This window comes from Thermus hydrothermalis (assembly GCF_022760925.1).
GTDB classification, from domain to species: Bacteria; Deinococcota; Deinococci; order Deinococcales; family Thermaceae; genus Thermus; species Thermus hydrothermalis.
Genome location: NZ_JAKTNT010000006.1, coordinates 38,101 through 51,038, shown reverse-complemented (window position 1 = coordinate 51,038; position 12,938 = coordinate 38,101). Strand labels below are relative to the sequence as shown.

At 66.1% G+C, this 12,938-nt stretch carries 14 protein-coding genes; 7 read left to right on the top strand and 7 right to left on the bottom strand.

Features of this window, described 5'->3' with window-relative positions:
* Window positions 1-191: 191 nt before the first annotated feature.
* The 4 genes from ffh to rimM are packed head-to-tail and all read left to right on the top strand — an operon-like array spanning window position 192 to window position 2,540.
* Window positions 192-1,496, top strand: coding sequence for a signal recognition particle protein (gene ffh / locus L0C60_RS05255; RefSeq protein WP_234504106.1), 1,305 nt, complete (start codon window positions 192-194; stop codon window positions 1,494-1,496).
* 7 nt (window positions 1,497-1,503) lie between these two features.
* The gene (rpsP, locus tag L0C60_RS05250; RefSeq protein ID WP_071676349.1) at window positions 1,504-1,758 is read left to right on the top strand and encodes a 30S ribosomal protein S16; all 255 of its coding nucleotides are present in this window, start codon (window positions 1,504-1,506) and stop codon (window positions 1,756-1,758) included.
* Between the two features lie 56 nt (window positions 1,759-1,814).
* Window positions 1,815-2,033, top strand: coding sequence for a KH domain-containing protein (locus L0C60_RS05245; protein WP_071676348.1), 219 nt, complete (start codon window positions 1,815-1,817; stop codon window positions 2,031-2,033).
* A gap of 9 nt (window positions 2,034-2,042) precedes the next feature.
* A complete protein-coding gene (gene rimM, locus L0C60_RS05240; protein WP_234503140.1) occupies window positions 2,043-2,540 on the top strand; it encodes a ribosome maturation factor RimM in 498 nt (165 codons plus the stop codon).
* 5 nt (window positions 2,541-2,545) lie between these two features.
* On the opposite strand, the gene L0C60_RS05235 is transcribed toward rimM, so the two are convergent.
* From L0C60_RS05235 to L0C60_RS05210, 6 genes are all read right to left on the bottom strand, one after another.
* Window positions 2,546-3,436 carry a DUF72 domain-containing protein gene (locus L0C60_RS05235; RefSeq protein ID WP_243092591.1) on the bottom strand — a complete coding sequence of 297 codons (891 nt, stop codon included), beginning with the start codon at window positions 3,434-3,436 and terminating at the stop codon, window positions 2,546-2,548.
* 147 nt (window positions 3,437-3,583) lie between these two features.
* Entirely contained in the window at window positions 3,584-4,138 is a 555-nt protein-coding gene (locus L0C60_RS05230) for a DOMON domain-containing protein (RefSeq protein ID WP_234503143.1), read from the bottom strand.
* 12 nt (window positions 4,139-4,150) lie between these two features.
* Window positions 4,151-4,594 (bottom strand): hypothetical protein, encoded by a 444-nt coding sequence (locus L0C60_RS05225; RefSeq protein WP_234503145.1) that lies wholly within the window; start codon window positions 4,592-4,594, stop codon window positions 4,151-4,153.
* A 10-nt stretch (window positions 4,595-4,604) separates the two neighbouring features.
* Entirely contained in the window at window positions 4,605-4,976 is a 372-nt protein-coding gene (locus L0C60_RS05220) for a hypothetical protein (protein WP_234503146.1), read from the bottom strand.
* Window positions 4,977-5,124: 148 nt separating this feature from the next.
* Complete coding sequence (locus tag L0C60_RS05215) at window positions 5,125-8,310, bottom strand: molybdopterin-dependent oxidoreductase (protein WP_234503160.1); 3,186 nt, start codon at window positions 8,308-8,310, stop codon at window positions 5,125-5,127.
* 10 nt (window positions 8,311-8,320) lie between these two features.
* Window positions 8,321-9,160: a 4Fe-4S dicluster domain-containing protein gene (locus L0C60_RS05210; RefSeq protein WP_234503163.1), complete on the bottom strand. Its 840-nt coding sequence runs from the start codon at window positions 9,158-9,160 to the stop codon at window positions 8,321-8,323.
* A 141-nt stretch (window positions 9,161-9,301) separates the two neighbouring features.
* On the opposite strand from L0C60_RS05210, the gene L0C60_RS05205 reads away from it, so the two are divergent.
* The 3 genes from L0C60_RS05205 to L0C60_RS05195 are packed head-to-tail and all read left to right on the top strand — an operon-like array spanning window position 9,302 to window position 12,440.
* Window positions 9,302-10,129, top strand: a complete 828-nt coding sequence (locus L0C60_RS05205; protein ID WP_234503165.1) for a PhnD/SsuA/transferrin family substrate-binding protein — start codon at window positions 9,302-9,304, stop codon at window positions 10,127-10,129.
* A complete protein-coding gene (locus tag L0C60_RS05200) occupies window positions 10,126-11,814 on the top strand; it encodes a sensor histidine kinase (RefSeq protein WP_243092590.1) in 1,689 nt (562 codons plus the stop codon). The genes L0C60_RS05205 and L0C60_RS05200 overlap by 4 nt, the downstream gene beginning before the upstream one ends.
* Window positions 11,811-12,440, top strand: coding sequence for a response regulator transcription factor (locus L0C60_RS05195; RefSeq protein ID WP_234503169.1), 630 nt, complete (start codon window positions 11,811-11,813; stop codon window positions 12,438-12,440). Before L0C60_RS05200 ends, L0C60_RS05195 begins: the two co-directional genes overlap by 4 nt.
* Here L0C60_RS05195 and L0C60_RS05190 read toward each other — a convergent pair.
* Window positions 12,437-12,937, bottom strand: coding sequence for a crossover junction endodeoxyribonuclease RuvC (locus tag L0C60_RS05190; RefSeq protein ID WP_234503172.1), 501 nt, complete (start codon window positions 12,935-12,937; stop codon window positions 12,437-12,439). The two genes, L0C60_RS05195 and L0C60_RS05190, sit on opposite strands and share 4 nt — an antisense overlap.
* Window position 12,938: the final 1 nt, after the last annotated feature.

Here is a 12,938-nt window from a genome sequence, read left to right as displayed (position 1 = left end):
GGCTGAAGGCCGCCCGTGGGCGGCCCTCAGCGCCAAGGACTCGAGGGCAAGGGCCCTAACATAACCTTTTCCAGGGTATTCCCTGGCCCCCGCCCCGTCAACCTAGCCCGCTAGAAATGTAGGAAAAATTGAGGTTGACACGCTCAAGGGGCATGGCCTATCCTGGAGCCCGGCCTGGGGGCCGCCACGCCATGTTTGCCCAGCTAGCGGCAAGACTGCAAGAAGCCATAGACCGGCTCCGGGGCCGGGGCCGGATCACGGAGGAGGACCTCAAGTCCACCCTCCGGGAGATCCGCCGGGCCCTCATGGACGCCGATGTCAACCTGGAGGTGGCCCGGAGCTTTGTGGAAATGGTCCGGGAAAGGGCCCTGGGCCAGCAGGTCCTGGAAAGCCTCACCCCGGCGGAGGTCATCCTGGCCACGGTGTACGAGGCCCTGAAGGAGGCCCTAGGGGGTGAGGCGAGGCTCCCTGTCCTCAAGGACAGGAACCTATGGTTCCTGGTGGGGCTTCAGGGCTCGGGCAAAACCACCACCGCCGCCAAGCTCGCCCTCTACTACAAGGGCAAGGGGCGCCGCCCCCTCCTGGTGGCTGCCGACACCCAGCGTCCCGCCGCCCGGGAGCAGCTCCGCCTCCTAGGGGAAAAGGTGGGAGTGCCGGTTTTGGAGGTGATGGACGGGGAGTCCCCCGAGTCCATCCGCCGCCGGGTGGAGGAGAAGGCCCGCCTCGAGGCCCGGGACCTGGTCCTGGTGGACACCGCCGGCCGCCTCCAGATTGACGAGCCCCTCATGGCCGAGCTCTTCCGCCTCAAGGAGGTCCTGCGCCCGGATGAGGTCCTCCTGGTCCTGGACGCCATGACCGGCCAGGAGGCCTTGGGGGTGGCCAAGGCCTTTGACGAGCGCATCGGGGTCACGGGCCTCGTCCTCACCAAGCTGGACGGGGACGCCCGGGGCGGGGCGGCCCTTTCGGCGAGGCACGTCACGGGCAAGCCCATCTACTTCGCCGGGGTTTCCGAGCGCCCGGAAGGTCTGGAGCCCTTCTACCCGGACCGCCTGGCGAGCCGCATCCTGGGCATGGGGGATGTGGCCACCCTGGCGGAAAGGGTGCGGCAGGCGGGCCTCGAGGCGGAAGCTCCCAAGTCCGCCAAGGACCTCACCCTGGAGGACTTCCTCAAGCAACTGCAAAACCTTCGGCGCTTGGGCTCCTTCTCCGAGATCCTCGGCATGCTCCCCGGTATGGGGAAGGCCCTCCCCCCGGGGGTCCAGGTGGACGAGAAGGCCATCAAGCGCCTGGAGGCCATCGTCCTCTCCATGACCCCGGAGGAGCGCAAGGACCCCCGCATCCTGAATGGCTCCCGGCGCAAGCGCATCGCCAAGGGGAGCGGCACCACCGTCCAAGAGGTGAACCGCTTCATCAAGTCCTTTGAGGAAACCAAGGCCCTGATGAAGTCCCTGGAAAAACGCAAAGGCCGGGGACTCATGGGAATCTTCAGGAGGTAAAAGAAGCATGGTCAAGATCAGGCTTTCCCGGTTTGGCTCCAAGCACAACCCCCACTACCGCATCGTGGTCACCGATAGCCGCAGGAAGCGGGACGGGGCGTACATTGAGAAGATCGGCTACTACGATCCCCGCAAGACCACCCCGGACTGGCTCAAGGTGGACGTGGAGCGGGCCAAGTACTGGCTTTCCGTGGGGGCGCAGCCCACGGACACCGCTCGCCGCCTCCTGCGCCAGGCGGGGGTTTTCCGGCAGGAAGCGTAGGGTAGGCCCCTTCCGAGGGCGGGGACTCCCCCGCCCTTTTCCCGTACCATGGAGCCATGAAGGACCTGGTGGAGTACCTGGCAAGGAGCGTGGTGGACCACCCGGAGGCGGTGCGGGTCCAAGAGCGGCGCACCCGGGAGGGCCTCGTCTACCTGGTGGAGGTGGCCCAGGAGGACAAGGGGCGGCTTATCGGCAAACAGGGCCGGGTGATTGAGGCCATCCGCACCCTGGTGCGGGCCTACGCCAAGCGCAAGGTGGGGGTGGAGGTGCGCTAAACTAGGGGTATGCGCCTGGTGGAGATCGGTCGGTTCGGCGCGCCCTACGCCCTTCAGGGAGGGCTAAAGTTCCGGGGGGAGCCCGTGGTGGCCCACCTGGAACGGGTCTACGTGGAGGGGCAGGGTTGGCGGGCGGTGGAGGACCTCTACCAGGTGGCCGGGGAGGTGGTGGTCCACCTGGCGGGGGTCACCACCCGGGAACTGGCGGAGGCCTTGGTAGGCCTCAGGGTCTACGCCAAGGTGGAAGACCTCCCTCCCTTGGAGGAAGGCCAGTACTATTACTTCGCCCTCATGGGCCTTCCCGTTTTCGTGGAGGGGAAGCAGGTGGGGGAGGTGGTGGACATCCTGGACGCCGGGGCCCAGGACGTCTTGGTGGTGCGGGGGGTGGGGGAGAGGCTGAGGGACCGGGCCGAAAGGCTCATCCCCCTGCAGGCCCCCTACGTCCGCGTGGAGGCGGGAGGGATATACGTGGAGCCCATCCCCGGCCTTTTTGAAGAGGAGGTCTAGGGGGCCTAAGGGCTTGTGCCGAGGCCTAAAAGCCGCTTAAGCCCCAAGGCAGCCTCCACCCCTTGGGTGCCGTAGTTGTTGTTGAAGATCACGAAGACCTTCTCGGCCCTTTCCGCCAGGGTCCGGGTGGCCTGGGCCAGGTCCTGGAGCTCATCCTCGGAATAGCGCCAGTTGAAGCGCTCGTAGGGCTTGGCGTGCGGGCCCTTCCAGGTTTCGGCGTTCCGGCCGTGGCAGCGAAGGACGCTCACGGGGTGGGTGGGCTCGAGGACCCTCGGGGGAGCCTCGGGGTGGGGCGGGGCGTCCACGCTCACGTGGATGAGGCCCAGGCGCAGGAGCTCCTTCTTCACGAACCCCCAGGCCACGTACCACTTGGGGTTGCGGAACTCCACCGCCACCCAGTAGCCCTGGGCCCTTTCCGCCAAGCGCTCTAAATACTGAAAGCTCCTCGGTTTGGGCTCCGTCCACGGGGGGAGGCCAAAGTGGAGGTAGCCCAGCTTGCCCGCCCGCCTAAGGGGTTCTATGGCGGCGAAAAAGCGGTTCCAAGCCTCCTCCACCACCTCCTCGGGTACCTCCCGTTGGGCCAGGTGGCCTTCTTGGCGGGGTAGGAGGGCGCGGAGGTCCTTGGGGAGGGCCTGGGCCTCGAGGCCGTGCCCGGTGAAGGCGGAGTAGGCCTTGATGTGAAAGAGGAAGCCTTCTGGGGTCCTCTCCGCCCACTTCTGCACCACCTCGGGCCGGGGCAGGGCGTAGAAGGTGCTGTCCACCTCCACGGTGTCAAAGTGCTTTGCGTAGTAGCGGAGGCGCTTTTCCGGGTTTCCCCGCACCTCGGGCGGGTACCAGCCCGAGGCCAAGAGGGTTTCGTCCGTCCAGCTGGCGGTGCCCACCCGGATCTCCGCCATGCCCCCATGGTAAGCCCTATCAGGGAACCTTAGGGCTTCCCTAGCGGTATGCGGCTTTAAGCGCCCTGGACCCTAGGGCGCGAGGGGCGCGGTAGAAGCCCAAAAAGGAACAACCCGGGGAACCCCCCGGGTTGTTTTCCGCCTAGCCTAGAAGGCGAAGTCTTCCAGGTACCAGCGCTCCGTCTTCTTGTGCTCCTCCTTGGGGTCCATCTTCTCCGAGTGGGCCAAGAGGACAAGGAGCTTCCGCCCCGGGGCGATTTCCACGTCCGTGGGCTCCCCGGTCTTCAGCTTCCGGCTGAACTCCACGGTCCACTTGGTGCCCTCGTAGGTGGCGCTGGCGGCCAGGATGGAGTTCTTCCCGCCCTCCTTCTCGTCCGGGGAAGGGGCGCCGGTGCGCTTCACCTGGTACATGTCCAAGGCCACCAGCTTGCCGCCCTCCATGTAGAAGAGGTACTGGTCAGCGCCCTTCTTCTTGTCGCTCTTTTCTGGCAGGAAGCCGATGCCAATCCAGCCCTTGCTTTCGCCCTCGAGGGCCAGGTAGAGCGTGTCCCCCACCACGCTCCAGTAGAGCGTGATCCCGCTCTTTTCGTGCTTGTAGCTCTTGGCGTATTCCCCAGGGGCGATCTTCCCGTCCACCTTGGGCGCCTGCGCCAACGCCACGCTTAGGGCCAAAACCATGAGTCCTACGATGCCTCGCCTCATCCTGCACCTCCCTTAGTCCCTTATGGTGATTCCCACCACGAAGGCCACAGCGCCCACGTGGGTATGGGCCAACGCCGCTAGAACCGGCCGACTCCCCTCAAAGGCCTCCAAGAAGCCCCGAAGGGTGAAGAGGTTCACCTCCGCATCCTGCGCATTCCAAAGCAGGTGAAAGTAGGCCCCCGCCACCCCGGTGGCCACGCTCACCAGCATCCAAAAGAGGAAGGGATAGCGCACCCACTTCCCTCGGTGGAAGAACATGAGGAGGGTGAGGGGGAAGCCCACCAAGGATACGAAAAAGGGGATTTTGCTCTGCCAGCTTTCCGTCCAGTGGTCCAGCACCCAGTGCTCCATGCCGTAGAAGGCAAACCCCACCAGGGCGATCAGGAGGAAGGTGGAGCGCAAGAACTCCAAAACCCGCTCCTCCTCGGTTTTGGCGCGGATCAGGGCTTCAATCACGGCACACCTCCTAACGGGCCCGGTAGACGGAAAGGAGCCCCGTCACCCCCATGTGGGTGAAGGCCAGGGCCGCCAGCACCGGACGGCTTCCCGCCATGGCCTCCATGGCCGCTTCAAACTCCCAAACCACCTCGCCCTCAAAGTTCCAAAGCAGGTGGAAGTAGGCCCCGAGAATTCCCGTGAAGACCGAGGCCCACATGGTGAGGATGAAGGCAAGGCGCACCCACGGGGTCTTGCGGTCAAAAAGCACCCAAAGGGTAAACACAAAGCCCGGCACGGCCACCAAGAAGGGGATCTTGCTCTGCCAGCTCTCCGTCCAGTGCCCCAAGAGGAGGAGCTCTAAGGGGTACATCACCCAGCCCACCAGGCAGAGGAGAAGCATCGCCAAGCGGATGAACTCTAGCGCCCACTGGGTCGGGTTGCTTGCGCTTCTAAAGGCGGGTATCACCCTTCACCTCCTTACCCCCATCATGACCTTATCACAGGTATTCGGGAGGTTTGTCCCCCCGGGGTAACCCGGGGGGACGGCCTCACACCGGCAAGAGGTTCACCTTGGTTTCGTAGAAGACCACGCTCCCGCCCACCACGTCCGTCAGGGCGGTGTCCTTGAGGTACGGGTCAAGGCGCATGGCGGCGTTGGCGTGCACCCCTGCAGCCCGCCTGGGGTCGCCCTTCACCACCTGGCCGTTGATGACGAGGTCGCTCGCCCCATACGCCCAGTGGCCCCAGCCCAAGGGGAAGGCCACGCACCCTGGCCTCAGGCCCTGTACCACCTTCACCCGGCCCACCATGGGCTTCTTGCCAAAGGGGCCCAGGTCCCACTCGCCCTTGGGGTTGGTGGCGGAAACCACCTTGACCCTCTGCCCGTCCTTAAGCCCAAGCCGCTCGGCGTCCAGGGCGCTCACCAGGATCTCGTTTTCCGGCTTCACCGCCAGGAGCCAGTAGTTGCTGATGGTGCGGCTCTTGGTTTGCAGGATGCTCCGGTGGGTCAGGAGGGTTAGGCCGTAGCCGGGGTCCCGGAGCTGCCGCCCCAAGACGTCCTGGTAGGGCGGGAAGTAGGCGGGAAGGGGCCAGTAGGGCTTCCCGGTCATGGGGTGGAGGGAAAGCGCCTGCTTTTCCAGGAAGAGGTTAATCTGCCGGCCATACCGGTTCGCCACCAGGTCGTTGGCGGCGTAGGCCTTGGCAAACTCCTGGAACCGGCCGCCCCGGTTCAGGAGGTAGACGGTACGGCGGAAAAGCCCCTCGTCCCCCACCGCCTCCCGCCAGCGCTTCTCGTCAAAGACCGAGGGAGGAAGGTGGCGGCGGGCCTGGCGGAAGACGGCGAGCTCCCTCTCGTCCGCCTCAGGCAGGGCCTCGGAGCCGTCGGCCTTCTCCCCGTAGGCCAGGTTGGCGGCGAGCTTCAGGTAGAAGTGGTCGGGGTGGGTGAAGGGCATCCCGTTGGCAAAGCCCTTGGGCCCAAAGCCGGGTAGGCCCAGGTGCTCGGCCAAGGCCAGGAGGAAGCTTTCCAGGGAGATGGGCATCCTTTGCCCGAAGACCTCCACCTCCTCGGGGATGGGCGGGATGGCGGGCTGCCGCACGGGCTGCACCTTCCAGAGGATGGAGGGGTGGCTTCCGTGGAACTCCCAGCGCTCCAGGTAGGAAAGGTCGGGGATGATGTAGTCGGCGTAGAGGTACGAGTCCCCCACCACGATGTCAAAGGCCACGATGAGGGGGATTTTGTCCGGGTCCAGCATGGCCCGGATCTGTTCGTGGCCGCCCGGCAGGGCGTAGGCGGGGGAGCCCATGTAGTGGAAGAGGATCTTGATGGGGTAGGGGTAGCCTTGGGCGGCGGAGGGGAGGATCTCCTGGTAGACGTCGGAGGCGTGGGGGTACCAGGGGCGCTTGGCGGGGAAGCCTTGGAAGAGGGTGGTGTCCTCGTACTTCACCTCGTGGCGGATGATGGAGATGCCAAAGGGGCTTAGGGGCTTGGGGTGGAGCTTGCTGAGGACGAAAGGCCCTCCCGCTTTGCCACCGGTGATGTCGTAGGTGCTGGCCTGGACGAAGCCGCCCTGGTGGTCCACGTTGCCCAAGAGGACGTTCACGGTGAACCAGGCGAAGCAGTTGTAAAAGCCGTTGGTGTGCTGGCTGGCCCCCCGGTGTACATCCACCACCGCCTTCTTGCCGTACTGGGCGAGCTTCTCCGCCAGGAAGCGGATGTCCTCCTCGCTTACCCCGGCCAAGGCGGCCCAGGTCTTCACCTGGTGGCGGAAGGCCTCCTCCTTGATGAGCGTGAGGGCGCTCTTCACGGGGATACCCTGGAGGACCGTGTCCACAAAGAGGTCGCCGAACACCGCCTGGTTTTCGTCGTTGGGGTTGAAGGCCACGGGCTTGCCCTGGACCAGGACCACCGGGGCGTCCAGCTCCACCTCCTTGTCCCCCACCTTGGCCTTGGGCTTGGGAAGGCCCAGGTCGCTTGCCCGCACAAGCCTTTCCGGCTTGCCGTCTTTCAGCTTCACAAGCCAAGCGGCGTTGGTCCAGCTGGCCTCGCCGATGGCCTTGGCGGCGGCCTTGTTGGCGGCGGAGAGGAAGCGGGTGTCCACCTTACCCCACTCCAGGAGGAGGCGGATAACCCCCAAGGCGATGGCGGCGTCGTGCCCCGGCTTGGGGGCGATCCAGCGGCTTGCGCCCTTCACCGCTTTCTGCGCCCGCGGGTCAACCACGGCGTACTCCAGCTCGCCGCGGCTTGCCCGCTCCGTGATCCAGCCCACGCGGAGGGGCGGCCCGTAGTTGCCCTCAAAGACGTTGGCCCCTACGAAGACCACGAAGCGCGCCTTGGAGAGGTCCGCCTGCCAGTAGAACTTGGCCCCGCCCGACCAGGAGAGCTTGCCCGTGGCGTCAAAGGTGGGCTGCTCGCTCATGGCCTTGCCGGTGAAGTACATGGAGCCCTGGCAGACGGTGGTGTGGCCGTGGAGGTTGACGGTGCCGAAGCTTTGCCCGAAGAACCAGCGGATGAAGTCGGAGCGGCCCGCCTTGAGCCGGCCCCAGGCGAAGACCACCTGGTTGTTCTTGGGGCCCAGGTCGGGGTGGTCGGGGTCAATGAGGGCGGGGAGGTAGTCCTTGAAGTCTTCCTTGAACTTGGCCACCAGGGCCTTCTTCTTTTCCTTATCCTTTTCCGCCCAGATGGCCCGCACCGCCTGGGCCATGCGGCTCATGACCTCGGGGTCCTTAAGGGCCCAGAGCTCTTTGAGCCCGGGGTAGTGGCGCTCGTCCCCCAGGTGGGCGAAGAGCTTGCCCCCCTCCACGATCTCCTTCACCGCCTGGTGGAAGGGGATTTCCTCCCACTTGCCGCTTCCCCGGGGCCCGGCCCGCTTGAGCACCTTGCGGATGCGGTAGGGATCGTAGGCGGTTTGGATGCCCGCCTGGCCCTTGGGGCAAAGGGCCCCGTCCACCTTGGCCACCACGTCCACGGGGGTATTCAGGGGCAGGTGGGGGCGGAAGGTCCAGGGGGAGAGGGGGTTGCCGTCAATCTTGCTGGCCACGCCCTCGTAGAGCTTCACCTTGATGGGGCAGCCGGTGTTGCACTGGAGGCAGGAGGAGTAGATGGTGTTTTCGGGAAGCTGGATCTCGTAAGCCTCCATGCCCTGGGCGCTGGCCTCCTGAAGGCCCAGGGCCAAGGGGCCCAACAGGGCGCCTGCGCCGGAAAGCTTCAAGAGTTCACGCCGGGAAAGCTTTTCCATGAGGCACCTCCTACACCAGGTAGTAGACCCGGGGCTTGGTCCCCGCCTCTTCCTTGAGGCGCATGACGTTGGGCTTCTTAACCAGTTCGGCCACCAGGGAGTTGGGGTCTTCCAGGTCGCCGAAGTAGGTGGCCCGGCCGATGCAGGTCACCACGCACTGGGGCAAGAGCCCCTGTTCAATGCGGTGCAGGCAGAAGTGGCACTTGCGCACCTTGTCCATGGGGCCCGCCTCGTCTTCCCGGTCCACCTTTTTGCCCCACTCGTAAACGGGAAGGGTTTCGTAGGGCATCTTGCCTTGGCCCGGGGTGTTTTCCGTCCAGAAGTAGCCGTCGTCCTTGTGGCGGGAGTTGTAGGGGCAGGCGGGCACGCACTTCTCGCAACCCACGCAGAGCTCGTAGTCAATCTCCACGATGCCGTCTTTGCGCTTCCAGGTGGCGTCGTAGGGGCAGGCGGGCACGCACGGGGGCTCGTCGCACTGCATGCAGGGCCGGGGAACGAAGCGGTAGGTGACGTTGGGGTAGGTGCCCACCTCCTCCTCGCTTACCGGGCGGTAGACCACGCCCGGGGGCAGGCGGTTTTCCGCCATGCAGCTCACGGTGCAAGCGTGGCAGCCCACGCACTTCCTGAGGTCAATGACCATGCCCCACTTGCGGTTGGGGTTTTTGAGCGCCCGCTCCAGGTCTTTCTGCATGCGCAAAAGCACGTCCTCCGCCGCCCCGTCCTCGGGCGGGGCCGCCTGGGGCACGCCCTGGGCCAGGCCCGGGGCCACCATGGAGGCGAAGATGGCGCTTGCCATTTTGGCGAGAAAGCGCCGGCGGTCCTCCGCGCTGGTGAGGGGTTCTTTTTCCATCTGCCCCACCTCCTTTCGCCTCCCAAACTAGGACCCCGGTAGGGCGACGGGTAGCGGTAGGGTGGCGGACGGGGCTGTCGGAAAACCTCCCGACAGGGCCTGGGACATCTATACCCCTTGGCCTTACCTATCCTGGGGTAGATGCGAAAGCTCCTGGCCCTCCTTCTCCTTGCCGCCTGCGCCAGGCCACCCGAGGTGGCCCTCGGGCCTCCCTACGCCAAGGAGGCGGAAAGGGGTGGGGTGCGCATCGTGGTGGCGGGGATGCGTTCCCCCGTGGAGGCGGGGCCATACCGGGAGTTCTTGCAGGGCCTCGAGGCCCTTTTGGGCGAGCGGGTGGAGGTGTTTGGGCGCCGCACCTACTGGGAGGTCTTGGAGACCTTGCGCCAGGGAGAGGCGGACCTGGGCTTCCTTTGCACCCTGGCGGCGGGGCTTGGGGTGGAGGAGGGGTTTTTAGAGGTGCTTTTGGCATCGGATACGGCGGTGCCTTACCAGAGCCTCATCGTGGTGCGGGAGGACGCTCCTTACCAAAGCCTGGCTGAGCTAAAGGGGCGCCCCTTTGCCTTCACGGACTCCCTATCCAACACCGGCCATGCCTGGCCTCGCCTTTTGGCCAGGGATTTAGGGGAGGGCTTCTTTGCCCAAGCCTTCTTCACCTACAGCCACGACCGGGCCCTTGGGGCTGTGCGGGAGGGGTTGGCGGAAGGGGCGGCGGTGGATGGGGTGGTCTACGCCACGTTGGGCGTGAAGGGGCTTAGGGTCCTGGCTAGGGGTCCCGCCGACCCCCCTCCGCCCGTGGTGGCACGCAAAAGTCTTCCCGAAAAGGAAAGGCTCATGCAGGCACTCCTTGCCCTGGTGAAAAAACCGGAAAACGCAAAGGCCCTAAGGGCCTTGGGCCTAAAGGGGTTCCGCCGGTCGGAAGACGCTCCTTACCGGGTCGTCTACCGGAGGGCGCGGGAGGTGTTGCCGTGAGGCTTGGGACCCAGCTTCTTCTCACCGTCCTCCTGGCGGCGACCGCCACGGGCGGGGCCTTGCTTTTGGGCGGGGGTGCCTTTCTCTACGCCGAGGGGGAACGGGCCTTGTGGCAGCAAACCCGCTCGGCCGCCTGGGACCTCGCCACCCTGCTCACCGATGACCTCCTGCTCCAGGACCGCTTGGCGGTGTGGGAGAAGCTGGGGGCCGCCAAGGAACGCTATCCGGGGTTCGCCTACGCCTACGTCCTCTCCCCGAAGGGGGAGGTCCTGGCCCATACCTTCGCCGAGGGGGTGCCGGAAGCCCTTCTGGCTTTGGGGGGCGAGAGGACCCTGCGGTTAGGGGGAAGGCTGGTGTACCAGGGGGAGGCCCCGGTGTATGGGGGGGCGGCGGGGGTGGTGCGCTTGGCCCTGGCCCAGGACCCCTTAAGGGAGGAACTGGCCCAGGTCCTGCGCACCGGGGCTTTTGGCTTGCTTTGGGCCGTGGGGCTTGGGGTGGGGCTCGGCTACCTTCTCCTGGAGCGGGTCCTGGAACCCCTCAAGGGGATGGCGGAGCGGGTTGCCCTCCTGGGGAAAGGGGGGAAGGTGGCGTTTCCGGAGCCCAGGAACGAGCTCGGTGCCTTGGGTCGGGCCCTCAACCGCATGGGGGAGGAGGTGGAAAGGCGGGAGCGGGAACTCACCCTCCTAAACCGCCTCCTGGCGGAAAGCCAGGCCCTGAGGCTGGAAGAGCTGGCGGAGCGGGTGCTTTCCCTGTTGGTGCGGGAACTCGGCTTTACCTGCGGCGACCTGTGGGTGGAGGGGCGGGTCGTCCACTGCCGCGCCTGCCAAGCCGCTTGCCCCTTGGGGGGTGTGAAGGGGTTGGCGGAGGAAGCCTTGCGGGAGGGGCGGGTGGTGGTGGCCCAAGGGGGGGTGGGGGTGCCGGTGCCCCCTCGAGGGGCCCTGGTCCTCTACGGAAAACCCAAGGTGGAGGAGGCGTGGCTTGTGGGCTTCCTGAAAGCCCTTTCCGGCCCCTTGGCCACCGCCTTGGAGAACGCCCGGCTTTACAGCCTCCTGGAGGAAAAGGAGAGGCAGCGGGCAGAACTTTTGAAGGCCTGGCTTCGGGCCCAGGAGGAAGAAAGGGCGCGCATCGCCCGGGAACTCCACGATGAGGTGGGCCAGGCCCTCACCGGTCTGATCCTGGGCCTGGAAGGCCTTCCGGGGGACGCGGCCCAGGCGCTCAAGGAGCTGGCCCGCTATACCCTGGCCGAGGTGCGGCGCCTGGCCCTGGACCTTAGGCCTTCCGTGCTGGACCACCTGGGTTTGGAAGCCGCCTTGGTGCGGTATGTGCGGGAGTTCGCCGACCGCACGGGGATTGAGGTGGACCTTTCCTTCCACCTCCGCCGGCCCTTGTCCAAGGAGCTGGAAACCGTGGTCTACCGGGTGGTGCAGGAGGCCCTCACCAACGTGGCCCGGCACTCGGGAAGCCCCCGGGCGGCGGTGGGGGTCTTGGAGGCGGAAGGGGAGGTGCGGGTTTTCGTGGAGGACGAGGGCCGGGGCTTTGACCCCAAGGCGGTGGGCCCCGGGCACCAGGGCCTTTTGGGGATGCGGGAGCGGGTGGAGCTTTTGGGGGGAAGGTTTTTCTTGGAAAGCGCCCCTGGCGAGGGCACCCGGGTCCAGGTTAGGCTTCCTTTAGAGGTGGTGGCGTGATCCGGGTGGTTTTGGTGGAGGACCACATCCTGGTGCGCTCGGGCATCCGCCATCTTCTGGAAGCCCGGGGGCCCATCCGGGTGGTGGGGGAGGCGGGAAGTGGCCGGGAGGCTTTGGCCCTTTTGGAGGGCCTCGAGGCCGACCTCGCCATCCTGGACGTTTCCCTACCCGACTGCACCGGCATTGACCTCTGCCGAACCCTTAAGGCCCGTTTTCCCCGCCTGCGCCTCCTCGCCCTTTCCATGCACGAGGACCCCGAGTACGTGCGGGGCTTTTTGCAGGCGGGGGGCGAGGGGTACGTGAGCAAGGCGGCGGTGGACCACGAGCTTTTGGACGCCGTCTTGGCCGTGGCCCGGGGGGAGCGGTACCTAAATCCGAGCCTCGCCATGCGCCTTGCCATGGAGATGGTCCAGGGAGAGGTGAAGGAAGAGGGCCTCTCCCCCAGAGAGGAGGAGGTCTTGCGCCTTCTCGCCCAAGGCCTTTCCCACAAGGAGGTGGCCGAGCGCTTGGCCATCTCGGAGAAGACCGTGGCCACCTACCGGGAGCGGGGCATGGAAAAGCTCGGCCTCAAAACCCGGAGCGACCTCTTGCGCTACGCCGTGCGCCGGGGCTGGCTTTCGGGCTAAAGGGGCTTGGCGGCCTTGAGCCGGGCGTAGAAAGCGTGGGTGAGGGCGATGGCTAAGGCGTCCGCCAGGTGGCTTGGGCTTGGGGGTTCCTTGAGGCCCAAAATCCCCCGCACCATCAAGGCCACCTCCTCCTTGGCGGCGTGGCCGTGCCCGGCCAGGGCCTGCTTCACCTGCATGGGCCCGTAGGCGTAGACGGGCACCCCGGCCTCAAAGGCCGCCACCAACACCGCCCCCAAGGCCCAGCCCACCTTGTAGGCGAGCTCGTTTTGCCGGTAGAAAAACTGCTCCTCCACCGCCAAGGCCTCGGGCTGGAAGCGGAGAAGGGCTTCTTTGACCCGGGCGTGGATCCGGCCCACCCGCGCCTCCGCCTTTTCCTTGTGGGAGGTCTTCACCACCTCCCCGTGGAGGAGATGGGCCTTGAGGGCTCCCCTTTCCTCCACGGCCACCACGCCAAGGCCCAGGTGGGTGATCCCCGGGTCAATGCCCGCCACCACCACG